The following is a 23,880-nucleotide window of genomic DNA, read 5'->3' as shown; positions in this document are numbered from 1 at the left end:
CCTGCTTGAGCCGATCGGGAGCATCCCGCCAGCAGAGGCAGAAGCAAACTTCTACGCGGCTCTGGAAATTGAAGACATCGCCGCGTAACTAACCGTAATCAGCCTCCGGCAAACCCGGAGCGGTTCAGGCCGACGGCGCAGATGTTCCCGATCTTCATCGCCCAGGAGCAGGGCTATTACGCCGCGGAAGGCCTTGAGGTGACGCTGAACTACTCTAAGGGGTCGTCGGATGCGGCGCGGCAATTGGCAGCGGGCAATGTGGATTGGGGTATTTTCTCTGCCTCGGCCACCATGCAAGCGGTGCAGCGCGGCTTCCCGCTGAAGTCGATCATGCAGATCTACTACCCCGATACCTTCGACATCGTCGTTCCGAAAGACAGCCCCGTCAAGACCATGGCCGATATGAAGGGCCATACGCTCGGCGTCTCGGATCTGGCGGGGGGCGAGGTGCCGATGGTGCGCGCCTCGATCGTCGAAAGCGGGCTGTCGGAGGGCGCCGATATCAGGATGGTGATCGCGGGCGAAGGCGATCCGACCACGGTGCGCTCGTTTGAGGCAGACCGGATCCAGGCCTATGCCGGCGCCAGGCGCGACCTGCTGCTTTTGCCGGCGCAGGGGATCGAGACCCGCTCGATCACGCCCGCCGCGATTGCTGCCTTCCCGGGCGATGCACTTGCCGTGCGGACCGAAACCTTCGAGCAAGACCCGGAGCTTTTGGTCAAATTCACCCGCGCCACGCTGAAGGGCTGGGCCTGGGGGATGGCGCATCCCGATGAGACCTTTGCGCTTCTGAAAACCAAATACGCCGCCGCCAGCCTTGGCGACAACCCGGTGGCAGAGCCCTTCTGGGCGCTGGTCCAGACCTATTATACTGCCCCTGAAGGCGTTGAAAAACATGGGACATTCCTGCCCGCAGCCTGGGACACCTATATGAGCTATCTGCAACTCGGTGAGGGGGAGCAGAAGGCGCTGGCGGGCCCGGTTGATCTGTCAGAGGTGCTGACCGATGAGATCGTTCTGAAAGCCTGGGAAGGTCTGGATCTGTCCAACCCCTGAGCCAATCAGCCGCCGCCCGGTGCAGCCGCAGCGCGCCCGGGCGGCATCCCTTCCTGAAGAGTAGATTTCCATGCAGAATGAACACGCCCCCCTGAGCCTTGCCCTGCCGGAGGAGACCATCGCGGTGGCCGTCGTTGGCGCGCATCTGAGCGGCATGCCGCTCAACCACGAGCTGACCACGCCGGGCGGCACCCTTGTCGTCAAAACGCAGACCGCGCCGCTGTACCGGCTTTACGAGCTTCCCGGCACAACGCCGCGCAAACCCGGGCTGTTGCGCGTGGGCGCCGAGGCGGGTGCTGCGATCGAGGTCGAGGTCTGGGCGCTCTCCGCCGCGGCCTTCGGCACCTTCGTCTCGCGCATACCCCAACCCCTGGGCATCGGCACATTGGTCCTTGAGGATGGCAGCCATGCCAAGGGCTTTCTTGTTGAAGAGATCGCCACGCGCGACGCCGAGGACATCACCCGTTTCGGCGGCTGGCGCGCCTGGATCGCGGCAAAGGTATCGGCCTGACGCGCCTTGCGGGGCCATCCGGGCTGGCCCCGCGCCCTGCCGTCAGGTGTCAAGCGCGGGCGCAACCCGACCAACAGATTTGCGAACAACCTGGATGTGGTCGCGGGCCAGCCGCCCGGCGGCCTCCGCGTCGCCTGCAAGGATCGCCTCTACAATCGCGCCATGCTCTTCGATCGAGCGCTGGATCCGACCGGCCGAGCTGAACTGCGCGCGGCGGAAAGGTTGCAGGCGGTTGCGCACACTGCGCGTCACATCGGCCAAAAAGCCATTGCCGCCAAGCGTATAGATCAGCTCGTGAAAGGCGGCATTCGCCTCGTAATAGCCCGCGACATCATCGGCATCGACACAAAGCCCGCAGGCCTTGTGCGCATCGCGCAGCTGCGCGACGCACTCGGGGGGCATATGCTCGGCCGCGGCGCGGGCACAAAGCCCCTCCATCTCGGCCATGACCGAAAACATCTCGTTCAGACGCTCGGGCGTGAATAGCGGCACCACGGCGCCGCGATGCGGCCGCGCCTCGACGAAACCGATGGCTTCCAGCTGGCGGATCGCCTCTCGCACCGGGGTTCGTGAGACGGCAAAGCGCTGCGCCAGCGAGGTCTCATCCAGAACGACGCCGGGCCCGATCTGACCGCGCACGATCTCATCCGCCAGAGTGACGCGGATACGCTCGGTCGAGGTGGGTTTCTTTTCACGGTTGGTCAGCGCGCCACTCCCTGGATTGCATGCAATCGACAGGTTAGCCCAAACCCCCCCCCTCCACAACACCGGCTTTGCGCCAGGCGCGCGGGTCGCAAGGAAGAAATCCTCGCCCCCATCAGCCATCCCCGCGTGACCATTGTCTGTGGGCTGGGCTGGCGGGGGATGTCCAGGTGTTTGGTCCCACGGTTTGCTGGTGCGATCCTTTCGCTGGAATGGAAGGACGCCCTACGGGGCTTTGTTACCAGCTAGCAGGCCGGGATCCTGTCCCCCCAGTTCCGGGCGTTTCGTCGTGGCAGTATGGCACGCTTTAGTGTCATGGATGCCTTCCGCGGTGATGCTGGCGATCCGCTCGTCCGTCGGGATCTGCGTCAACAGATCGGGTAAAACAGGCCTATCCCGATGCGGTTGCTGGCCATATCGACCGCCTGCATTTCCCGTGTATCAGCGTCACACTGAACAGCCCGTGGATTTGTCGACGCCTTGCCTGGTAATTTTAGAAGCAAGGAGCGATATTGGTCCGTCCTTTTGTGGCCTTGCGGCTCAGGCCTGCGGGTATTTGGATTCTGCCCGGCTGCCACGCGGGCGGCCACAAGATGAATATTTCACGCAATTTGCGCCACAGATCCGTAAGCTAAAGTCGCCTGGTTACATATTTGTGCGGCGGCGAGCGGCATGGAAGGCAGCTTCCGTCAATCTGAAACCCTCTTAACGAATTGTGATTTCAGCCCCATCTGACCAATCCCGGGGATCTTGCAGTCTATGTCATGATCGCCATCCACCAGCCGGATGCCACGCACCTTTGTGCCCACCTTCACCACGGAAGAAGAACCTTTGATCTTCAGATCCTTAATGACAGTCACCGTATCGCCGTCACGCAAGACGTTACCAACGCTGTCGCGCACCTCTGGAACAGTGCTGCTTTCAGTGGCACCGGGTGGCCACTCGTGACCGCATTCGGGACAGGTCAGCAGCGCGTCAACCTCATAGGTGTAGACGGAAGAGCATTCGGGGCAAGGAGGCAAGGTCTCGATCATCTTTCGATGAGTAACGGGATCTTTTCCGCTTTTCCATAGGCACCCGCGTCGTCGCTCTTAGAATTTCCGGGTTATGTGTTGGCCGGGCCTACCTCTCGAATCCTGATCTGCCGCCGTAGTCCCCCGGCTCGGGCAATGGCTGTTATCTCTGGAAAATGGCTCTGGTCTGTTGATTTCCACCCGGAAGTCCCCGGTTGAGCGCATAATTTCCATTGAGAATTGACCCATGTGACCCTTCCTCCGCGCGTCGAGCGATGGGGGGCAACGGAGTGATCTACATGGGACTTTTGAACATTATCCGGAAGCTTCGGCTGCGGCACGGGCTTCCGATCCGCGAGATTGCTCGACGGACCGGACTGTCTCGCAATACGCTCAAGAAGCACCTGAAGGCGGGAACGATCGAGCGGGTCTTCACCACGCCGGAACTGGCCGAGCAAACCGGACCCTTTGCCGACAGGCTGTCAGCCTGGCTGAAGACCGAGACGGGCAAATCAGGTATGCCGCTGCCATCAGAGCCCGACAGTTTCATTCTGAACCCGATTCACCAGATGCCGGGACTGAACACCCAGCGGAAGAGGAGCGCCTCTTATGCGCCGGAACAGAAAAGCCGCCACCCTGTCGGAAGGTGGCGGCGGGGTCTGTTCTCAATGGTCAAAGCGATCAGGGGCCAAAGCAGTCAGACGAGGGCGGCAGCGAGCACCTTTTCGTCAAAGCCAGCTTCCGCAGCTTCCGGCCCTGCGGCCCCGGTCTGGTGCGCAGGCTCTGCGGCATGCCCGGCACCCAGCCAGAGCATCCGCGCGAGGACCTGTCCTTCGTAATGTTTCAGCACCGGACGGGCGAGGCCCCTGCCGGATGTCGCACAGGGTGCTGCATCGTCTGCCTGGTTGGGATCGATCTCGGGGAACAGCTTGAGCAGCTCTTCGCGGGCCGGTTCGTCAAGCGCGCGCATGCCCTGGTCACCAGGATGGAAGCTCTCGCTCAGGGCGCCATCGGCACGGACGATCTCATGGCGGTCGAACAGGATGTGGAAGTAATCCACACTGTCCGATTCCTCGCGGGTCACTAGATCATTGCCGGCCAGGGCGATTGCCGGAACCAGCACCTCGTCATGCCCGTAAAGCATGCCGACCTGCCAGCCACGGATCAGCATCCGGTGCTGCGGCGAGACCCGCAGATCGCAGTTATTGCCCAAAGCGCCCTTGCGGATGACAACCGGGGCCATCCGCCCGCGCGCCTCACGTGTGGCCATGCCGATCCATCGGATCGGCTGCATGCCGTTGTCCAGCGTCCAGACCAGATCGCCCGGCGCCAGATCCTCGACCGCGACCTCGCCGCGCCCGGTGGTGATCATGGTGCCACGGCAGAAACAGACCACGTCAAAGCGGACGCTCTCGAAATTTTCGAAGGTGACATCACCGATCGTGCCCGAGAAACTGCCGCCGGTAATATGGTAACTGCCGGTGCGGTCACCGCCCAGGAGATCGCTGAGCTTGCGCGCCTCGCCCGGGCCAAAGGGAATAGCGGGGCCATGCCCGGGGTAGAAAATCCCGCTGAGACTGTCGTCGAGTGTCACGGAATGGCGGTCGACAGTGCTGCCATTGATGATCAGCGTATCCGTCCCTGCGCCGCCATCGACGATGATCGGCCCCATCCCCGCCCCGGCGGTTACGGTATCATTGCCGCTGCCAAGGTGAAGGCTTTCGATCTCGCTGAAGGCAATGCTGCCACCGCTGCCGGTCAAAGTGCCCGCTTCGGCGCCGGTATAGGTGACATTGACCGCCGTCGTCATCTCTGAGGCGTCGATCAGGTCGTTATCGCCGGTATTCTCGCCGCCGATAACGGTATCCGCGCCATGACCATCCGCGAAGCGGAACACATCGGTGCCGGTGCCGCCATCAAGGTGGTCGTTTCCGCTTCCCCCGATCAGCGTATCATTGCCAGAGCCGCCATAAAGCGAATCATCGCCGCCCCGGCCGTCGAGGTAATCATTGCCCGCGCCGCCGTAGAAAACATTGGTATAGCCATCGACCGGATCTGCAGACGATCCGTCATAGCCGACCATCGTATCATTGTGATCCGAGCCGATCAGCCCATCGACCCCGGCGAAGGTATCGCCCTCGGCATAGCCGCCCAGCCCGACCCCGGCGGTGAGATCGACATTCACCCCGGCGGTCGAACCGGAATAATCGGCGTAATCCATCCCGCCGCCGCCACTCATCACATCGGCCCCAGGGCCTCCGATCAGCGTGTCATTGCCGTCGCCGCCATAAAGCGCGTCATTGCCATCGCCACCGTCCAGAACGTCGTTTCCGCCCCCCCCGGGAAGCGAATCCTGACCCGCGCCACCGTAAAGGAAATCGTTTCCGACACCGCCGTTCAGAGTGTCATTGCCGTCCCCACCGAAAAGCGTGTCATTCCCGCCGTCGCCGTCAAGGGAATCGTTGCCCGCGCCCCCTTCGAGACGGTCACTGCCCTCGCCGCCATAGAGACGGTCATTGCCCAGGCCGCCATAAAGACTGTCGTCACCCGCCCCACCGTAAAGGTGGTCATCCCCGCCCTCGCCGAAGATGGTATCATTGCCGCCATCCCCGTTCAGCGTGTCATTGCCGACATTGACCGCGGTGCCGATAAAGGGCGACGTGGCAAGATCATGCGCGGTTCCACCCGGCGCGCGGACCGTGCCCGCAAGCGTGTTGCCGCCCTGGTTTTCCCAGTAATAGACCTCGATCGTATAGGTCTGGTTGGCGTTGAGGGTGACACTGGCCGAGCGCGTCGTCGCCGACTGGTGGAAGTCGTTGTTCAGATAGGTCAGCCCGGTCTGGCCGGTGGTTTGCCCCGTCCAGGTCAGGGCAGTGCCATTCGCATCGCGGATAACGATACGCGAGCCGTCATCCGAGGTCAGGCTGAACTGGTAGGTTCCCTGGGCTCCGGCGGTAAAACTGCTGCTATAGACCACGCCGAAATCATCGGGATCGCCGCTGGTACCGCGCGCCTGAAGCGCATGGGCCTGCACATTGAAAGCCGACGAGATGCCGGTACCGGCCAGCACGCCATTGGTGATCTGCCCGCCCTGGCTATCGTTGCTGGTAAAATCGCGGTTGTAAACCTGCCACGCCCAGGCCTGCGGAACGTCGGAATCGCCATAGATGAGATCACCGCCATCGCCGCCATTGACAACGTCATTGCCAGCCCCTGCATAAACCGTGTCATCGCCGGCTCCTGCGGAAATGGTATCATTTCCGTTCAGGCCAATGATCGAGTCATTGCCGCTGGTTCCATTGATGGACGTGCTGCCGGGAGCGCCTGAGATATTGGCCATGATCTGCTCATAATTATCGTTATTATCAGGATAGAACCGCTTATGGATAAAATTGTGTCGAACTTGCGGAAACAACCTGTCGCTGTATAGCAAGCAGACCGGCGGGCACCAGCCAGTTTGATCATTTGACCCAGAGAGGAAGTGTCAGGGCATACGCCATGGTCGCGTGAAATACGACCGGGCGGCGCGTCTTCCACGATCCATATTCTTCCAGGGCTTCTCATCCCCGCAAGCCATTGCGATTGATGAACACAACGCCACCGGGAAGGTGTTGCTCACTGACGCCAGGAAACCTCGCCTGGCCATCCGCAAAGGGCTGGCCAGGCAAAGCCGACGCGTCGGTTTCAGCGCCGCGCGAGGATCAGTTCCACCACACGATCCGCCGCCTCTTCCGCCGAAAGGGTGGTTGTATTGACCACCAGCTCGGGCGCCTCGGGCGCTTCATAGGGGCTGTCGATGCCGGTAAAGTTCTTCAGCTGGCCCGAACGCGCCTTTTTATAAAGCCCCTTCACATCGCGCGCCTCGGCCACTTCCAGCGGCGTGTTGACGTGGATCTCGAGGAAATCACCTTCGGCCATCAGGTCGCGCACCATGCGCCGCTCTGACCGGAAAGGCGAAATGAAGGCGGTCAGCACGATCAGCCCGGCATCGGTCATCAGCCTGGCCACCTCGCCCACCCGGCGGATATTCTCCACCCGGTCGGCATCGGTAAAGCCAAGGTCGCGGTTCAGCCCGTGGCGGACGTTGTCACCATCCAGCAGGAAGGTGTGCTTGCCCATCGCATGAAGCTTTTTCTCGACAAGGTTCGCGATGGTCGATTTGCCCGAGCCAGAAAGGCCGGTGAACCAGACGACCGCAGGCTTTTGATTCTTCAGCCCCGCATGCGCCTCGCGGTTAATGTCGACCGCCTGCCAGTGGATGTTCTGGCTGCGCCGCAGTGCGAAATGGATCATGCCCGCCGCGACGGTCGCATTGGTCATCCGGTCGATCAGGATGAAGCCGCCAAGGTCGGGATTGGTCGCATAGGCCTCGAACGGGATCTGGCGGTCGGTCGAGATATTGACGACGCCGATTGCATTCAGCCCCAGCGTTTTCGAGGCCAGGTGCTCCAGCGTATTGACGTTGACCTCATATTTCGGCTCGGTCACGGTGGCAGTGACGGTTTGCGTGCCGACCTTAAGAAGATAGGGGCGGCCCGGCAGCATCTCGGCATCCGACATCCAGACCAGAGTCGCCTCGAACTGGTCCGCCACCTCGCAAGGCGCATCGGCCTGCACGATGATATCCCCGCGCGAGCAGTCAACCTCATCACTGAGCGTCAGGGTGATCGACTGGCCCGCGACCGCGCGGCTCAGATCGCCATCGAAGGAGGGGATCGCCTTGACAGTGGTGGTCTTGCCCGAGGGCAGCACCCGGATCGCATCGCCTGGCGCGATGGAACCCGAAGCGACCAGCCCGGCAAAACCGCGGAAATCCAGGTTGGGCCGGTTCACCCATTGCACCGGCATGCGGAACGGCAGGTCCTGCATCCGCGTGTCATTGACGGGCGCGGTTTCCAGATGCTCGATCAGGGTCGGGCCCTGATACCAGGGCGTGTCTTGCGAACGGGTGACGATATTGTCGCCCTTCAGCCCGGAAATCGGGATTGGCAGGAACGCCTCCAGCCCGATCTGGCGCGCGAAGGCCGAATAATCCGAGACGATTTCATAGAACCGCTCGGCGCTATAGCCGACGAGGTCCATCTTGTTGACCGCCAGCACCACATTCCTGATGCCCAGCAGGTTCACAAGATAAGAGTGCCGCCGCGTCTGCGTCAGCACGCCCTGGCGCGCGTCGATCAGGATCACCGCAAGGTCGGCGGTCGAGGCGCCGGTCACCATATTGCGGGTATATTGCTCATGGCCGGGGGTGTCGGCCACGATGAACTTGCGCTTCTCCGTCGCGAAGAAGCGGTAAGCCACGTCGATGGTGATGCCCTGCTCGCGCTCGGCGGCAAGGCCGTCAACCAGCAGCGCAAAGTCGATCTCGCCGCCCTGGGTGCCGACCGCTTTGCTGTCATGCTCAAGGCTTGCCAGCTGATCCTCGAAGATCATCTTGCTGTCGTAAAGCAAGCGCCCGATCAGCGTCGATTTGCCATCATCGACAGAGCCGCAGGTGATGAACCTGAGCATCGTCTTGTGCTGGTGCTTTTCCAGATAGGCGTCGATGTCTTCGGCAATCAGAGTGTCGATGACATAGGTGGGGCTGTTGTCCTGGGTGCTCATCAGAAATACCCCTCTTGCTTCTTCTTCTCCATGCTCGCCGATTGCTCATGATCAATGGCGCGGCCCTGACGCTCCGATGTGGTGGTCAGAAGCATTTCCTGGATCACCTCAGGAAGCGTCTTCGCCTCGGATTCCACGGCGCCGGTCAACGGATAGCAGCCCAGCGTGCGGAACCGCACCGATTTCAGCTGTGGCTCCTCGCCGGGCTTCAGCCTGAAGCGGTCATCATCAACCATGATCAGCAACCCGTTCCGCTCTACGACGGGGCGCGGTTCGCTGAAATAAAGCGGCACGATTTCAATGCCTTCGAGCTGGATATATTGCCAGATATCCAGCTCGGTCCAGTTCGAGATCGGGAAGGCGCGGATCGATTCACCGGGCGCCTTGCGGGTATTGTAAAGCTTCCACAGCTCGGGGCGCTGGTTCTTCGGGTCCCAGCGATGGCTTGCAGAGCGGAAAGAGAACACACGCTCCTTGGCGCGGGATTTCTCTTCATCCCGGCGCGCGCCGCCGAAAGCCACGTCGAAGCCGTATTTCGTCAGCGCCTGTTTCAGCCCCTCGGTCTTCCACATATCGGTGTGGAGCGCACCGTGATCGAATGGGTTGATGCCCTTCTCAAGGGCTTCGAGGTTCTGGTAGACCAGCAATTCCATACCGGCGGCTTTGGCGGCGCGGTCGCGCAGCTCATACATGGCGCGGAACTTCCAGGTCGTATCGACATGGAGAAGCGGGAAGGGAGGCGGCGCCGGGTAAAACGCCTTTTTCGCCAGATGCAGCATCACGGCCGAGTCCTTGCCGACCGAATAAAGCATCACCGGGCGCTCGGCATTGGCGACCACTTCGCGCATGATATGGATGCTCTCGGCTTCAAGCCGCTGAAGGTGGGTCAGCATCGTTTTTGTGGTCATTGGCCTGCCATGGATCGGTATTCGCTTTGGCTGGTGATGCCACAAGCACCCGGGCAAAGCAAAGGCAGCGAAGGGGCAAAGCAAAGGCAAGGGCCCATTCAGGCCGGAAAATCCTGCCATGACAGGAAGCCCGGAACCGCATTTCGCCACGGCCAGTTTACGGTGGAAATTGGCCCGCGGCCCTCGCCTGAGAAGGAATTGCGGTTCCCGGATTCCGGGCCGCACGGCGCTGAATCTGGTTCCTTTGCCCCCGTTCAGCGCCCGAATCGTGAAATCCCACGTGCGCCGTCTGCCGCAAAGACCTGCGATTGCCGGTATTGGACAGTCACCCGCAATCTGCCCACTCAACGCGCAGTAACTCCGGCTGAAACTCAGCTGCATCACTGGCGGGCGGGGGGGGGAACCGGAGCCATTTCGCCTCAATGACCGCGAGGTCGCAAAGCTGGTCAAACGTGCTGCTCAGACCGCGGGGCCGAGGGGCGATCCGCCCGAGAAGGACCGCCCTGCCCTCGTTTCGGGCCATTCTTGACGCGCAGGCCTTACCCCCCTGGCAAAGGCCGACGCGCGGTATGTCCAGAAGCAGTTTGCAAATACCAGCGCCGAGATGACCCGCCGGTACCAGCCGAGACGCAACAGGTTCCGGGTGAACCTGCCCAAAGTTGCCGGACTGTAAACCAAACCTGTTCGTCGTGATCGAAGGGCGCGTTCCCCCTCTGAGGAAGCAAGTTCGGCCAAAGCCATCAGACGCTGGCAATTGCGTGGCCGCCTATTAAGGGGCAGCGCAAGAGTTTCCAGTTAAGGCACTTATTTATATTAAAATTTATTCATCAGAAAATTACTCTCTAAACGCAATTTCCGGCCTCAACGGTTTTGGCTGTATTAATCAATAAAAACTGTTAAAGTGACCTAAAATAACAGCATCGAGGGCGGCAATGAGTGCGATACAGGCATCTCAGCGGTTCGAAACAATGTCTGCGCGGCTCGGCAACCGTTTGCGAGAGCATGCCGAAGAGACGTTCCCGCCGGATGCTCAAAAGGGCCTTCGGCGCTTCGCCATGCGCGAAGTCGCTGATCTGTTGCGCATCAATCAAAATACCTTTCGCCATCATGTGTCAAACCTGGAAGGTTTTCCGGTGGGCATACTGGAGGGTGGCAATCGACGAACGTTTACTGCCAGCGAGTTGGTGACGGCGCAGCGCATACTTCTGGACACGGGGCGCATCCGCCGCGACGATCACCCCCATCGCACGGACAGCGAAGCCTGTCAGGTTGTCACTGTCTTCAATCTGAAGGGCGGCTCTGCCAAGACCTCGACGGTGACCCACCTCGGGCAGCTTCTTGGCTTGCGCGGCTATCGCGTGCTGCTCATCGATCTGGACAGTCAGGCCAGCCTGACCAATCTCTTCGGCATCACACCCGAACTCGCGCCCGACATGCCGACCTCCTACGATCTTATTCGTGCAGAGAGCCCCCTGCCCGCTGCAGAGATCATCCGGAAAACCAACTTCCCGACCGTGGACCTTATCCCCGCGTCGATGGACATCATGGAGTATGAGTTCGAGGTCGCATTAAGTTTCCGCAGCGGGACGACGACCTTCCATACCCAGCTTAAGGAAGCGCTCGAACCCGTTCTTGGCAACTACGATATCGTCCTTATCGACACGCCACCGCAGCTCAACTTTTCGGTCATCTCTTCCATCTTTGCGTCAACGGGCGTCCTGATCCCGCTTAATGCTTCCATGCTTGATGTGATGTCTCTCGCCAGCTTTCTTAAAATGGCAAGCAGCCTGATGGGCGTGGTCGAGAGCCACGCCCCCGAGCATGGGCTGAATTTCGTTCGTCTGCTGTTGACCCGCTATGAACCGACAGACGGGCCACAGGTGCAGATCTCGTCTCTTCTGCGAACAGTGCTCGGGGATGCGGTCCTGCCCGCCGAGTTCCTTAAATCGACCGCCATCGGCGATGCCGCTAACACTCAGCAGAGCATCTTCGAGGTGGAACCGAAGGACGTGAACCGTCGAACATATGAACGGGCAATCGAATCCGTCTCTCGGATTACCGACGAGATCGAACGGGAAATCCGCAAGGCATGGGGGCGGACAGATGGCGCGTAAGGTATTCGGCTCCACGCTCAGGAAGGCGATGGGCGAAAGCGTTTCTCTCGATGCCATTGAGGCCCAGGCTGCGCAGACCCGGACCAGTCCGACTGTTGCACGGGCCCAGGCTTCGGTCATTGAGGAGGACAAGCATGCCACCCGGCTGCTCGACCCAAATCTGATCCGCATGTCCGCGGTTCAGGATCGCCTCGATCCGTCAGACGGTCTCGAAGCGCTGGTGGAGTCGATCAAGGAGCACGGCCAGAAGGTCGCCATCCTTGTCCGCCGGCTGGCAGACGGGGCTTATGAAATCGTCTATGGCAGGCGGCGCCTTCTTGCCTGCCGTAAGCTGGGACAAAAAGTCCGGGCTACGGTCATGGAGCTGTCGGACGAAGAAGCGCTGATCGCCCAGGGCGTAGAAAACAACGCGCGCCAGGACCCGTCCTTTATCGAACGGGCGATTTTTGTTTCGGGCATCATCGCAGAACTCGGCAAGACCGAAGAGACCCGCAAGAACGCCCAGACGGTTGCCTATCGCGCATTGCAAATCGATGAGTCTCTGGTTTCGCGGATGCATCGCATCGCATCAGCAATCCCGATGGCCCTGATCCGGGCCATTGGACCTGCACATGGCTCGGGGCGGCGGGTCTGGGAGAAGCTCGCGAAACTTTGCGAAGCAACCCCCGATCTCGCAGATGCGGTGGCAAATGGTTTACCGAAGGACCTTCCCGGTGCCGAGCGGCTGGAGTTGGCCATAAACCGCATGAGCCCCGCCCCTGCCCCCGCTGCAAAATCAACGGGGTCAGATCGGATCACGATCAGGCGGAAGGGCAACAAGATCACTCTCGAAGCGGATCTCATGATACTGCCTCAGCTTGAAGACGCCGTTCGCAATCTGGTCGCCGGGTTTCTTGACCGCGGTCAGGAAGAGGCGCCGGAACCCGCCTCAGGCACAGCCATACCGTCTTGACCGCGGTCAAGACGGACAGCCTGTTACAACGATAACGGGCATAAAGGCGGACAGGAGCGAAAAAGAAAGCCCCCGAAAGCGGTGCTTCCGAAGGGCTCAATTGGTCGCGCCACCTGATTGATGCCCTTTCATACGAATCGGCATCAACATCGCTTGCGGTGATCCAGGCACTGTTTCTTCCTAAATCACGATGAAGAACATCACATTCACGGCCCTTGCGGCTGGGACACATGAGATCCGTGCCTTGCGGAGGCTGTAGAATACCTCTCCGTTCATCATTTCATTGCGAAAGCGGGCAGTGAAGCACTCGCAATACCCATTTTCCCACGGCGATCCGGGCTCGATATAAGCCGCTTTTGCACCGACGGCGCTGATCCAATCCCGAACGGCTTGTGCTGTGAACTCCGGGCGGTTGTCAGAACGAATGCGGGCTGGCACGCCGCGCAGGATGAACAGCTCCGTCAACGCGTCAATCACGTCTGCCGGGTTCGGCTTGTTCCGCACCCCGATCGTCAGGCAAGGCTGCTTTTTGTCCGGGATCGTCACCTTGCACGGCTTTCCTCTGCCAATGCCCTGAATACCCAGGGTATTCATCAATGTGCCGATCGTGCTGCGGGCAACGTCGCCCCCTCACGGCGCAGTTGCCGCCATACCTTGCGCATCCCGCAGACCGGATAGCTCTCTTCAAAGACGCGCCGCATCTCGGACTGCAATGCGGCGTCCCGGCGTGCCCGATCCGACAACCGTGCAGGATCGCGTCGCCAGATGGTCATAATAGGGGGACAGGGCCTTCATCCGATCCGACATCTCACTGAAGAGGCCGGGCCACTTGCCGCTGTCAACTTCGGCCTTCCTGGCCCAATCGCTCAGGGTCTGGGGCGCACCGCCAATCTTCGCCGCGATCGACATCACCGATTGCCAACACGCGCCATGCTGACCTTCGTTGTCCGGAACCATCAGAACCACGCGCAGGCGAAATTCAGGGGAAAACCTCTTCGTTGCCCTGCTCATGATGCTTCACCTTACGCAGGAGTTGGCGCCTCCGGCAAACCCGGCGCGGTTCAACCGGATCGGGCGCCCTGCGGTATCGGTCACGGCGTGCAGTTTGGTATTCATCCCGCCTTTGGTCCGACCGATTGCGCGCCCTCGTCTGTCGTTTGGTTCCCCTTTTTAACCGCAGGCTGGAGGCCATGCGGTGCGCCTTTAAATATGTGGCGTCGATCATCACCGTCCTCGGAACCGTCGCCTCTGCCGCCAGGCCATGCATCATGCCCGCGAAGACACCCCTGTCGCTCCACCGCTTCCATCGATTGTAGAGGGTCTCTGCAGGACCGTATTCCCTGGGGGCATCTCGCAACCGCAACCCATTGCGATTGACGAAGATTATGCCGCTCAGAACACGGCGATCATCGACGCGTGGACGGCCATGGATCTTGGGAAAGAAGGGCGCAAGGCGGGCCATCTCCGCCTCTGTCAGCCAAAACAGGTTGCTCATTCATCAGTCTCCTTGCGGAGACTGAATCAGACCGAAACCGCAAAATCTGGACTTGCACCGGTTCTGTTCAGGTCAGGTGGTCATTTTAGGCGGCCCTCTGTTCGAAGGCCACGGGTGCTTTCCAGCCGAGGGCTGAGTGTTTCCGGTGCGGATTGCAGAAGCCGTTAATGTATTCGAAGAGGGCGACTTCGACCTCGCGACGGGTTTGCCAGTTAGCCGAACCGGCGGCGCACGCGCGCCAACTCCTTCAGCCGCTCACGCAGCACCGGGTCATCCTGACGGTTAGCCTCGTGAGCCGCCTGGTCATCCGGCAACAGCCGACCACCCGGCACGCCCGCCGCTCGCTCATCCCATGGCTTGCCACCAAATGCGCGACCGCTTGCCGCTTCGCGGCGGGCGCTACCACGTTTTTCCCAGGAGGTCTTTCAGCGCCGCATTGTCGAGCATCGCATCGGCCAGCAGCCGTTTCAGACGGGCGTTCTCGTCCTCGAGGCCTTTCAACCGCTTCGCCTCGCTGACATCCATGCCGCCATACTTGACCTTCCACTTGTAGACGGTCGCATCGCGGACCCCGTGCTTGCGGCACAGATCGGCGACGGAAACGCCGGCCTCGTGCTCCCTCAGAATGCCGATGATCTGATCTTCGGTGAACCTGCTGCGCTTCATCTCTGGTCCTCTCGGTTGGGCCAGAGTCTACCTCAAACTGGATTAGGCCGAGGGGGCAACGTCAGGTGCTGAAAATCAGCGAAGTGCAAATCGGCCATATGATCTCTCCGCGCGCTCTGTCTGTGGCAAAAGCGATCACGCAATGCCATAAACGTCAGAGCTCTGGGAGGAGAACTCAGGTGGATTATATTCTTCTCGTGCTCGCCGGGCTTGGTGCGGGCGCACTCAATGCGGTTGCGGGGGGGGGCACTTTTCTGTCCTTCCCTGCGCTGGTCTTCATCGGAATTCCACCGATCATGGCGAATGCGACTGCGACACTTGCAGCCCTGCCTGGCTATATCGGTAGCACATGGGGGTTTCGAAAAGACATTCGCGCAGCGGGGCCGGTGAGCCTTCTGGCGATGATCGCTATGGCGGTGATCGGGGGACTCGGCGGGGCATTGTTGCTGCTGGTCACTTCGAAGGAAACCTTTTCGGCCATTGTGCCCTGGCTTTTGCTGTTTGCCACACTGGTCTTTGCGGCCGGCCCCTGGTTGATGCGTCATGTGCTGGGTCAGGGCAAGGCGCTTCCGCTCGTCGCCGCGCTCGGACTGTTGCTGGCCGTATCGGTCTATGGCGGCTATTTCAACGGCGGGCTGGGCATTATGCTGCTGGCGGCCTTTGGGTTCGTAGGTTTCACCAATCTGCATGAAATGAACGGGCTGAAAAACCTGCTCTCCTCGATCCTGTCGTTGGTCTCGGTGGTGACCTATAGCGCTGCGGGCCTTATTGCCTGGAAACCGGCGATCATTTTGGGTGTCGCCTGCGCGATCGGTGGCTTTGTGGGCGCGCATCTGGGGCGGCGCATCACCAATATGGCGGCGCTCAGGCTGTTCATCACGCTGGTCGGGCTTGGTATGGCGGCAGCTTTCTTCATATGGTGATCTTCAGGGGCTGAGAGAGGGGGGACGGGATGAAGCTGCGCAATCAGATCCTCGCGCTGGCTGTCGGTCCGCTGGTCTTTGCCATTCTGGCCATTACCGGGCTGATCACCTGGCAGTCGCTTACCCTTGCCCGCACCAGCATCGCAGCGTTTGAACGCAATATGCTGGCGGCGAAAGAGACCGAGCTTCTGAACCTCACCAACCTTGCCATTTCCGCCATCCGCAGCGTCTATAACGAGGCAGGGGCCGATGACGAAGCCGCGAAGGCCGAGGTGAAGCGTATCCTCAGCAGCCTCGATTACGGCGAGGACGGCTATTTTTTCGTCTATGATTACAACGGCACCAATGTCGTCCATCCGCGCCAGACCTTCCGGCCTGGACATAACTGGCTCGACCTGACTGACCCGGATGGCAACCGGGTGATTTTCGAGCTGATCCGCAAGGCAAAAGAGGGCGGCGGGCTGTTTCAGTATAAATGGGAAAAGCCCTCAACCGGCGAGACCGTCGACAAGCTGTCCTTTGCGGTCGGGCTGGAGAAATGGCGCTGGATGATCGGCACCGGCGTTTACCTCGATGATGTTTTCGTCGCCACCGCCGCCGCCAAGACCGAGCTGCGCCGTTCGATCGGGCAGACATTCCTGATCGTGGCGCTGTTTGCGCTGCCGGCGGTACTGATCGTTTTTGCCACCTGCATGATGCTGAACCGCCGCCAGCAGCGCACAGCGGATGGCAAGCTGAAGGAACTGGCGCAGCGCATCATCGACACCCAGGAGGAAGAGCGTCTGCGCATCGCGCGGGAACTGCATGACGGCATTTCTCAAAACCTGGTCGGCGTGCGCTTTGCCATTGATCTTGCGCGGCGCAAGGTGCCGGCTGAGAATGCTGCGGCGGTAGAGGCCATCGGCAAGGGGGCGCACGCGCTGAACGATGCGATCAAAGAGGTGCGGCGCATCTCGCATGATCTGCGGCCAAGGGTGCTCGATGACCTTGGTCTGACGGCGGCCCTGGAGGCGCTGATCGCGCATTTCTCTGAACGGACCGGCATTGCCACCACGCTGGAATCGGTGGCGTTCAAGCATATGCTGGTTCCAGAAGCGCGTGTGGCGCTTTACCGTGTCGCGCAGGAGGCGCTGACCAATATCGAACGCCATGCCGGGGCCACGAAGGTCAATCTGCGCTTTGCCAGCAGCGGATCAAAGGTTCAGATGGAGATAACCGACAATGGCCGTGGCTTCCCGGCCGGCGATGGCGATACGCGCGCCGCCGGCGGCCTCGGCCTGCGCAATATGGAGGAGCGGATGACCCATTTCGGCGGCCGGCTGGAGGTGGAAAGCTCGCGCCGGGGAACGGTGCTCAGGGCGATCCTGCCGATCAGCACGATGAAAGACCGCAGCACCGTGCACCGAGAGGCCGCCGAATGAACCCGCCGATCCGCACGCTTCTGATCGACAATCACCCGCTGGTGCTGGACGGGCTGCGCGCCATTCTGGAGACCTACGCCCAGATCGAGGTCACCGGCACTGCGCTTTCCGCGCCCCTCGGGCTGGATCTGGCGCTGGAGACCCGGCCGGATGTGATCCTGATGGATATCAATATGCCGCAGATGAACGGCATCGACGCGCTGGAACTGTTCAAGGAAAAGCTGCCTGCAGCGCGGATCCTGATGCTCTCGATGCATGACAGCCGCGAATATATCTCGACCTCGGTCATGTATGGCGCGGCGGGCTATATCCTGAAGGATGTTACGACCGAAGAGATCGTCGCCGCCATCGAGACGGTGGCTTCGGGTGGCACCTATTTCTCGGAAGGGGTGCGGGCCTCGCTAATGGGGCCATCGGGCGATGGGCGTCAGCCGCTGACCACCCGCGAGCAAGCTGTCCTGCTGCTGATCGCCGGGGGCAAAAGCAACCGTGACACGGCGGCATTGCTGGAAATCTCGGAACATACGGTCGAGACGCATCGGAAGAACATCAAGCGCAAGCTGGGGATCGCGACCACGGCGGGGCTGACCCGCTATGCGCTGGACAACGGGCTGCTGGAGCGGTGAAAGCAAAAACTCCCGGATGTTGCCATCCGGGAGCGGTCTTATCGCCCAAAGGCCCAGGGATTATTGCCCCGAGGCCTGCATGGCATAGGCATAGCTGTCATAGGTGTATTCCGCGACGCGGAACCACTCATAGCTTTCATCGCGGAACTTTTTCCAGCCCGGGTAGATTGCAGCCCATTCCGGATATTGCTCGGTATATTCGGCATAAAGCTCGAAGGTCGCCTTATAGGCGGCATCCATCACATCCCGCGGCAGCGGGCGCAGCTGGGTGCCCTTGCCGACGAGCGAGCGGATCGCATCCCTGTTCTTCACATCATAGAGCGCCTGCATATTGATGTTTGCAGCCTTGCAGGCGGTATCGAGCGCAGCCTTATACTCGGCCGGCAGCGCCTCATATTGCGCCTTGTTGATGTAGAAATGGATGGTCAGACCACCTTCCCACCAGGCCGGATAGTAGTAATAGGGCGCGATCTGGTAAAAGCCGAGCTTTTCGTCATCATAGGGGCCGACCCATTCGGCGGCGTCGATGGTGCCGCGCTCCAGTGCCGGGTAGATGTCGCCACCTGGCAGCTGCTGCGGCACCGCGCCCAGCTTGGCCATGACCTGGCCCGCCACGCCCGCGATGCGCATCTTAAGCCCGCTGATATCGGCGAGGCTGTTGATTTCCTTGCGATACCAGCCGCCCATCTGGGTGCCGGTGGCGCCGCCGGGAACCCCGATGATGCCATAGGCCGAGAGGAATTCATTATAGGCCTCATTGCCGCCGCCATGGTAGAGCCAGGCGTTTTGCTGGCGGGCGTTCAGGCCAAAGGGAATGGTCGAGCCGATGGCGAAGGTCGGGTTCTTGCCGGTGAAATAATAGCCGCAGGTATGGGCGATTTCGACCGTATTCGACTGCACCGCGTCAATGGCCTGGGGGCCGGGCACCAGTTCACCGGCCTGGAAGACCTGGATCTGGAACTTGCCGCCGGTCATTGCCTTCACCGCCTCGGCCATCACCACGGCGCCGCCATAGATGGTGTCGAGGTTGTTCGGGAAACCCGAGGTCAGACGCCAGCGGATTTCGGGCAGCTCCTGCGCGACTGCGGGCGAGGCCAGAACCGCGGTGGTGGCAGCCGCTGCCGCCCCTGCGATCCCACCACGTGACAGAAAGCGTCTGCGATCCATTGAATTCGTCATATTTTCCTCCTCCTGCAGATTGTCCGGGCCATTGCCCGATTGGGACTGTCTTTCTCCGGCTAAGGGGAAAGACCATGTTTCGCTCAGGGTTGCTGAGGGTCGGGCGCGCCGAACGAGGGCGCCGGGGCACCAAAGGACGGTGCGCCAAAGGATGGGGCCGCACCGGAAGCGGGGGCGCCGAAGGCCGGGGCGGCATCGCCCGGGGTGGCGAAGGGATTGGCGAAAGGATCATCCCCCTGCCCCGCGCCCGGCATCGGCACATTCAGCTCAATGGTCGAAGGATCGGCCGCAACCACCCCCGATTTGTAATGCGTCACGATGCCGGGGAAGGCGATGACGATCGCGACCATGATCAGCTGGATACACAGGAACGGGATCGCCCCCAGATAGATCTGTGTTGATGTCACCGGCTGGATCGTCGCCCCCGTCACGCGGTCTTTATAGGCACGGGTCGGTGCCACGGACCGCAGGAAGAACAGCGAGAAACCGAAGGGCGGGTGCATGAACGAGGTCTGCATATTGATCGCCAGCATCACCCCGAACCAGACCAAATCGATGCCAAGCGCATGGGCCACCGGCGCCAGCAGCGGCACGATGATGAAGGCCAGTTCGAAGTAATCGAGGAAGAACGCCAGGAAGAAGACCAGCAGGTTGGCCACGATCAGGAAGCCAATCACGCCGCCGGGGATCGAGGTCATCAGATGCTCGACCCAGATATGCCCGTCAACACCGTAGAAAGTCAGCGAGAAGATCCGTGCGCCCAGCAGAATGAACAGCACGAAGGTCGAAAGCTTCGCCGTGGCGTAAAGCGCCTGCTGCATCAGGCCAAGGTTCAGCTTGCGGTTGATCATGGCCAGCACAAGCGCACCGACAGCACCCATTGCGCCGCCCTCGGTGGGGGTGGCGATGCCCAGGAAGATGGTGCCGAGCACGAGGAAGATCAGCACCAGCGGCGGCACCAGCGAGGTGATCACCTTCAAAAGCAGCTTGCCCCCGCGCAGGGTGCGCGCCTGGGGCGGCAGCGCCGGCACTTTGGTCGGGCTGAAAATCGAGGTCAGCATGATGAAAAGCGTATAGGCTCCCACCAGCATCAGGCCGGGGATAAGCGCGCCCTTATACATGTCACCGACCGAGCGGCCGAGCTGGTCGGCCAGCACGATCAGAACCAGGCTTGGCGGGATGATCTGCGCCAGCGTGCCCGAGGCGGCAATGGTGCCCGCCGCGATCTTGCGGTCATAGCCATAGCGCAACATGATCGGCAGCGAGATCAGGCCCATCGAGATCACCGAGGCCGCAACCACGCCGGTCGTCGCCGCCAGCAGCGCGCCGACAAAGATCACCGCATAGGCAAGCCCACCGCGCACCGGCCCGAAGAGCTGCCCGATCGTGTCGAGCAGATCCTCGGCCATGCCGCTTTTCTCTAATATCAGCCCCATGAAGGTGAAGAATGGGATCGCCAGCAATGTCTCGTTCGACATCTGCCCGAAGATACGGTCGGGAATGGCCTGGAACAGCGTGGCGGGCAGAAGGCCAAGCTCAATCCCGACAAGGCCAAAGCCGAAGCCCACGAAGGACAGCGCAAAGGCAACCGGGTAGCCCAGCAACAGGATGACGATCAGCGCCATGAACATGATCGGCGCGAGGTTTTCAGCAATGAATGCCATGATGATTTTCTCTCTCGCGTCAGAGGGCTGCAGCTTCGGCGTCAGCCGCCGCGACCGGATCGGGAATATCGCCGCGCAGGATCGCCACGCGCTTGATCAGCTCCGAGAGGCCCTGAATGGCCAGCAAGGTGAAACCGACCGGGATCAGCATCCAGGCAGGCCACTGGATCAGGCCTCCGGGGCTGTTCGACACCTCACCGGAGGCGAGTTTTTGCAAAAAGACCGGCCAGGAGAGGTAGATGGTGATCAGGCAGAACGGCATGAGGAAGAAGATCGTGCCGAAAATATCGATCCAGAGCTGCTTTTTGCGCGACAGCTTGCCGTAGACCAGATCGACCTTCACATGCTCATTGCTAAGAAGCGTGTATCCGGCCGCAATCAGGAAGACTGCAGAAAACAGATACCACTGTGACTCGAGCCAGGCGTTCGAGCTTGTGGAAAAGACTTTACGGATCACCGCATTGATAGCGCTGATCAGAATGGCCGCCAGCAGCAGCCATGATACCGCTTTTCCGATCAGTGTATTGGCACAGTCAATTGCGCGCGAAAGCGCCAGCAGAAATGTCATGAATCCCCCCTTGATGCGAAACCACGCACCCCTCAATGCCAAGCTGGTCCCCCCCCTCGGCATCATAACGCTAGCAGCCGGAAGCCGTGAAACAAGCGGCCAGCTTCGAAAAGTTCAGATTGATCCCGGTTTCTGGGTAGATCAGGCCAATGGCAACCGGGATGATCCCTCATGCTGTCTTGCATCGTTTGCGGGATGCAGGATCCGGCGCGGTTCGGCGTCCTGGTAAAAAGCCGCCAGCATCCGGCAAAGTGGCAATGGCGATCAGCCCATTCAAAGGGCGACGAAAGACACGCTGACCAATAAGCTGATATTCCGGGAGAAGACCATCGATGCGGTATAGCTTCGGGGAATATCAATGCGCCGGTGATGATGCTGGCCGGGGCAAAGAACCGCTGAAGCAAGGGTCCCTGCCTCCTGCCGGTTCGGGTGGGCGATCGCCGTTGCTGAGACGGTGCTTCCCATCCCCCCCTTAAGTGGCACATAAGGCGCCATCCGCCAGCCCGATCAGCCCGGTGGCCCAACCGGGAATCGAAACGGTATCGGCACGCGACACAATGATCGTGACATTTTCCACATGCGCGAGCCGGTCCAGCGCTGCCGCTGAAACCGGATCCATATGTACCGAAGCGACCGGCAGCATATCGGGTTTCGTCGCCAGCGCGCGGGCTATGGTCAGGGCCAGACGATCCGCTGCGTCAAGGCTGCCGCAGCTTTGCGCGGCGCGGTCCAGCAGTTTCATACTGGCGAGCGCTCCGGCAATGTTGTGCTGGTGCTCCGCGTCCCGCACCTCGCCCCAGTCACAGCCCTCGGACAGCGGCCCCCGGGCGACGGTATGCCAGAGGCTCGTCTCAGGATCCATCCTGTTGCCGGTATCTGCAAAACCCACCTTCTGGCGCACTTCTCTGCCGACATCAGCCAGATGTCGCACCCATCAATGCAGACTGCCCCAGCCATCGCGGCCGACTGTCTCACGATCAGCCTGAGGACCTCGGATGACCTGGCGGGAGTATCCCCCGAAAGCGCCAGCTTTTCCCCTCGGTCAACGCGGAAGCTGAGCCGCAGCCAGGCGCGCGGCTCATCGCCCCGTGCCCTGGAGGGCAGCGCCACCTTGCGAAACCCGATGAGCGGATTGTCTGGTATGGACGTCGGCTTATCATGCCCCTCGAATGCCCGGGAGCCATTTGTCCGTACCGCCCCTGTGAGAGGCCTCGAATGTATCATCACAATCTCCTTCCGGGGCACCCCGCCCGGGCTGGTGCAGGTGTCATGCGATGGCAGGTCTCCTGACTTGCGGGTCACCACCTCATCAGGATAGTCCCATGCCCGCTCAGAGATCCGCCGGAATCCGCTCCCGCCGCGGAGCCATCACCGACCATGGCGCCAATCAAAGCGAGCGCGCGCCGCACCCCGGACCTGAGCCTGAGGATGCAGTGCCGCCTTGGGCCGCATTTGCCGCGCAGTTGGAGGCGGTTTTGCGCAACCCGCCTGCAACTGCATCCGGGGCTGACCTTGCCTGGCCGTCACCCCTGTTGGCGGTGCCGGTCCCCGGTGATCCTGGCGCTCCGGCGCCTTTGCCGCCCCATCTCGCGGTGCTGTGCCTGCGCCTCGCGGCAACTTTACAGCATAGATGCTGGCCACCCCGCGCTCTGGCGGCGGGTGCCCGCGACCTGATCGCTGCTTGGGTCACCGATTACAACACCGCGCGGCCCCATTCGGCCCTTGGCTACCAGACACCCACAGGTTTCGCCCTGCACCTGACAAACGCAATCGCCCGGCGCGGGAATTCTCATTGCGTGCAGCGGGACGGGCGATTGCTCAACCCGCGCCGAAAGGCGTAAGTGAACTCCGGGCTTCGGTTCTAGCTGGATGAAAGACCCGTGGCAGGTCAAGATGATTGCGCAGTGCGGCACAGATCAAACATGTCAGTAACCTTGCCAGAGAGGCGTCGATCACATGGATTTCGTCTGACCGAAGGTCAGCGGAGATATTGGAATAGATGCGACGGCGTCGCGGGGATTTTGAAAGTGGAAATTATGGGAGATTATGGGTCATAGGAATAGGGAATGATTGGAAATAAAAAGGGCGGAACTGAGGAGGTATCGAAAAAAGAGAGGATATAGGGAGGAAACCTCGGATCAATCAGCAGCTGCGATATACGGCTTAGGCTCCAGACACATTAACTTTAGAGCGAGAAGAGGACGGTTGCTGCGAGGGCTATGGCCGAGAGGAAGACAATGGGGCACCTGTCGTATCGGGTTGCAACTCGTCTCCAGTCCTTGAGCCTGCCGAACATGATCTCGATGCGGTTGCAGCGTTTTTAGCGGCGCTTGTCGTATCGAACTTTCTTCTTGCGGGTTTTCCGCCCCGGGATGCAGGTGCTTATGCCTTTGTCTTTCAACGCATCTCTGAACCAATCGGCCCTCGCCGGTTCGCTTGAACCGGTGGCGCGTCACCGGCTCGATAGCCCCGATCCGC

Annotated in this window: 17 protein-coding genes and 8 pseudogenes; 9 read left to right on the top strand and 16 right to left on the bottom strand. The window is 60.9% G+C overall.

Annotated elements, in window-relative coordinates; translation table 11 throughout:
• Nucleotides 1–135: 135 nt before the first annotated feature.
• Both HOY34_RS20885 and HOY34_RS20880 read left to right on the top strand, forming a co-directional pair.
• Nucleotides 136–1,056: pseudogene (locus HOY34_RS20885) on the top strand (ABC transporter substrate-binding protein); the annotation flags it as partial.
• A gap of 70 nt (nucleotides 1,057–1,126) precedes the next feature.
• Entirely contained in the window at nucleotides 1,127–1,567 is a 441-nt protein-coding gene (locus HOY34_RS20880) for an allophanate hydrolase-related protein (protein WP_172366470.1), read from the top strand.
• A gap of 42 nt (nucleotides 1,568–1,609) precedes the next feature.
• On the opposite strand, the gene HOY34_RS20875 is transcribed toward HOY34_RS20880, so the two are convergent.
• The 5 genes from HOY34_RS20875 to cysD form a co-directional block, all read right to left on the bottom strand.
• Nucleotides 1,610–2,392 carry a GntR family transcriptional regulator gene (locus HOY34_RS20875; RefSeq protein ID WP_172366468.1) on the bottom strand — a complete coding sequence of 261 codons (783 nt, stop codon included), beginning with the start codon at nucleotides 2,390–2,392 and terminating at the stop codon, nucleotides 1,610–1,612.
• A gap of 566 nt (nucleotides 2,393–2,958) precedes the next feature.
• Nucleotides 2,959–3,303, bottom strand: a complete 345-nt coding sequence (locus HOY34_RS20865; protein ID WP_216654868.1) for a zinc ribbon domain-containing protein YjdM — start codon at nucleotides 3,301–3,303, stop codon at nucleotides 2,959–2,961.
• 676 nt (nucleotides 3,304–3,979) lie between these two features.
• Nucleotides 3,980–6,622: a Hint domain-containing protein gene (locus HOY34_RS20860; RefSeq protein WP_172366466.1), complete on the bottom strand. Its 2,643-nt coding sequence runs from the start codon at nucleotides 6,620–6,622 to the stop codon at nucleotides 3,980–3,982.
• Nucleotides 6,623–6,966: 344 nt separating this feature from the next.
• Entirely contained in the window at nucleotides 6,967–8,886 is a 1,920-nt protein-coding gene (cysN, locus tag HOY34_RS20855) for a sulfate adenylyltransferase subunit CysN (RefSeq protein WP_172366464.1), read from the bottom strand.
• Complete coding sequence (gene cysD, locus HOY34_RS20850) at nucleotides 8,886–9,794, bottom strand: sulfate adenylyltransferase subunit CysD (protein ID WP_172366462.1); 909 nt, start codon at nucleotides 9,792–9,794, stop codon at nucleotides 8,886–8,888. The genes cysN and cysD overlap by 1 nt, the downstream gene beginning before the upstream one ends.
• A gap of 415 nt (nucleotides 9,795–10,209) precedes the next feature.
• Here cysD and HOY34_RS22235 point away from each other — a divergent pair.
• The 3 genes and pseudogenes from HOY34_RS22235 to repB form a co-directional block, all read left to right on the top strand.
• Nucleotides 10,210–10,467, top strand: a pseudogene (locus tag HOY34_RS22235) (site-specific integrase); the annotation flags it as partial.
• A gap of 295 nt (nucleotides 10,468–10,762) precedes the next feature.
• On the top strand, nucleotides 10,763–11,908 hold the full coding sequence (gene repA / locus HOY34_RS20845; protein WP_172366460.1) for a plasmid partitioning protein RepA: 1,146 nt from the start codon (nucleotides 10,763–10,765) through the stop codon (nucleotides 11,906–11,908).
• Nucleotides 11,898–12,860: a plasmid partitioning protein RepB gene (gene repB / locus HOY34_RS20840; RefSeq protein WP_172366458.1), complete on the top strand. Its 963-nt coding sequence runs from the start codon at nucleotides 11,898–11,900 to the stop codon at nucleotides 12,858–12,860. Before repA ends, repB begins: the two co-directional genes overlap by 11 nt.
• 234 nt (nucleotides 12,861–13,094) lie before the next feature.
• Here repB and HOY34_RS20835 read toward each other — a convergent pair.
• From HOY34_RS20835 to HOY34_RS20810, 6 genes and pseudogenes are all read right to left on the bottom strand, one after another.
• Nucleotides 13,095–13,379, bottom strand: a pseudogene (locus tag HOY34_RS20835) (integrase core domain-containing protein); the annotation flags it as partial.
• Between the two features lie 74 nt (nucleotides 13,380–13,453).
• Nucleotides 13,454–13,561, bottom strand: a complete 108-nt coding sequence (locus tag HOY34_RS22530) for a hypothetical protein (RefSeq protein WP_172366456.1) — start codon at nucleotides 13,559–13,561, stop codon at nucleotides 13,454–13,456.
• Complete coding sequence (locus HOY34_RS20825) at nucleotides 13,545–13,871, bottom strand: transposase (protein ID WP_172366454.1); 327 nt, start codon at nucleotides 13,869–13,871, stop codon at nucleotides 13,545–13,547. The genes HOY34_RS22530 and HOY34_RS20825 overlap by 17 nt, the downstream gene beginning before the upstream one ends.
• A 57-nt stretch (nucleotides 13,872–13,928) precedes the next feature.
• Nucleotides 13,929–14,355, bottom strand: a pseudogene (locus tag HOY34_RS20820) (IS5 family transposase); the annotation flags it as partial.
• 85 nt (nucleotides 14,356–14,440) lie between these two features.
• A pseudogene (locus HOY34_RS20815) lies at nucleotides 14,441–14,569 on the bottom strand (IS3-like element IS1133 family transposase); the annotation flags it as partial.
• Nucleotide 14,570: 1 nt separating this feature from the next.
• Nucleotides 14,571–15,021, bottom strand: a pseudogene (locus HOY34_RS20810) (transposase); the annotation flags it as partial.
• A gap of 179 nt (nucleotides 15,022–15,200) precedes the next feature.
• Here HOY34_RS20810 and HOY34_RS20805 point away from each other — a divergent pair.
• From HOY34_RS20805 to mctR, 3 genes are read left to right on the top strand one after another with little or no spacing between them, the layout of a single operon-like run.
• Nucleotides 15,201–15,944 (top strand): sulfite exporter TauE/SafE family protein, encoded by a 744-nt coding sequence (locus HOY34_RS20805; protein WP_366926997.1) that lies wholly within the window; start codon nucleotides 15,201–15,203, stop codon nucleotides 15,942–15,944.
• Between the two features lie 29 nt (nucleotides 15,945–15,973).
• Entirely contained in the window at nucleotides 15,974–17,365 is a 1,392-nt protein-coding gene (gene mctS / locus HOY34_RS20800) for a two-component system sensor histidine kinase MctS (RefSeq protein ID WP_172366452.1), read from the top strand.
• On the top strand, nucleotides 17,362–17,991 hold the full coding sequence (gene mctR, locus HOY34_RS20795) for a two-component system response regulator MctR (protein ID WP_172366451.1): 630 nt from the start codon (nucleotides 17,362–17,364) through the stop codon (nucleotides 17,989–17,991). The genes mctS and mctR overlap by 4 nt, the downstream gene beginning before the upstream one ends.
• Nucleotides 17,992–18,051: 60 nt before the next feature.
• Here mctR and HOY34_RS20790 read toward each other — a convergent pair whose 3' ends face one another.
• The 4 genes from HOY34_RS20790 to HOY34_RS20775 form a co-directional block, all read right to left on the bottom strand.
• The gene (locus HOY34_RS20790; protein WP_216654869.1) at nucleotides 18,052–19,158 is read right to left on the bottom strand and encodes a TRAP transporter substrate-binding protein; all 1,107 of its coding nucleotides are present in this window, start codon (nucleotides 19,156–19,158) and stop codon (nucleotides 18,052–18,054) included.
• A 95-nt stretch (nucleotides 19,159–19,253) separates the two neighbouring features.
• Complete coding sequence (locus HOY34_RS20785; RefSeq protein ID WP_172366474.1) at nucleotides 19,254–20,837, bottom strand: TRAP transporter large permease; 1,584 nt, start codon at nucleotides 20,835–20,837, stop codon at nucleotides 19,254–19,256.
• A gap of 16 nt (nucleotides 20,838–20,853) precedes the next feature.
• The gene (locus tag HOY34_RS20780; RefSeq protein ID WP_172366472.1) at nucleotides 20,854–21,402 is read right to left on the bottom strand and encodes a TRAP transporter small permease subunit; all 549 of its coding nucleotides are present in this window, start codon (nucleotides 21,400–21,402) and stop codon (nucleotides 20,854–20,856) included.
• 472 nt (nucleotides 21,403–21,874) lie between these two features.
• Nucleotides 21,875–22,264: a P-loop NTPase family protein gene (locus HOY34_RS20775; protein ID WP_172366447.1), complete on the bottom strand. Its 390-nt coding sequence runs from the start codon at nucleotides 22,262–22,264 to the stop codon at nucleotides 21,875–21,877.
• Nucleotides 22,265–23,063: 799 nt separating this feature from the next.
• Here HOY34_RS20775 and HOY34_RS22230 point away from each other — a divergent pair.
• A pseudogene (locus tag HOY34_RS22230) lies at nucleotides 23,064–23,243 on the top strand (integrase core domain-containing protein); the annotation flags it as partial.
• 344 nt (nucleotides 23,244–23,587) lie between these two features.
• On the opposite strand, the pseudogene HOY34_RS20765 reads toward HOY34_RS22230, so the two are convergent.
• Nucleotides 23,588–23,824: pseudogene (locus HOY34_RS20765) on the bottom strand (transposase); the annotation flags it as partial.
• Between the last annotated feature and the right edge of the window lie 56 nt (nucleotides 23,825–23,880).

Origin of the sequence: Pseudogemmobacter hezensis, from assembly GCF_013155295.1 — a bacterium.
Lineage (GTDB): Bacteria > Pseudomonadota > Alphaproteobacteria > Rhodobacterales > Rhodobacteraceae > Pseudogemmobacter > Pseudogemmobacter hezensis.
Note: the sequence above shows the minus strand (reverse complement) of the source record. Positions and strands in the feature narration are given on the sequence as shown.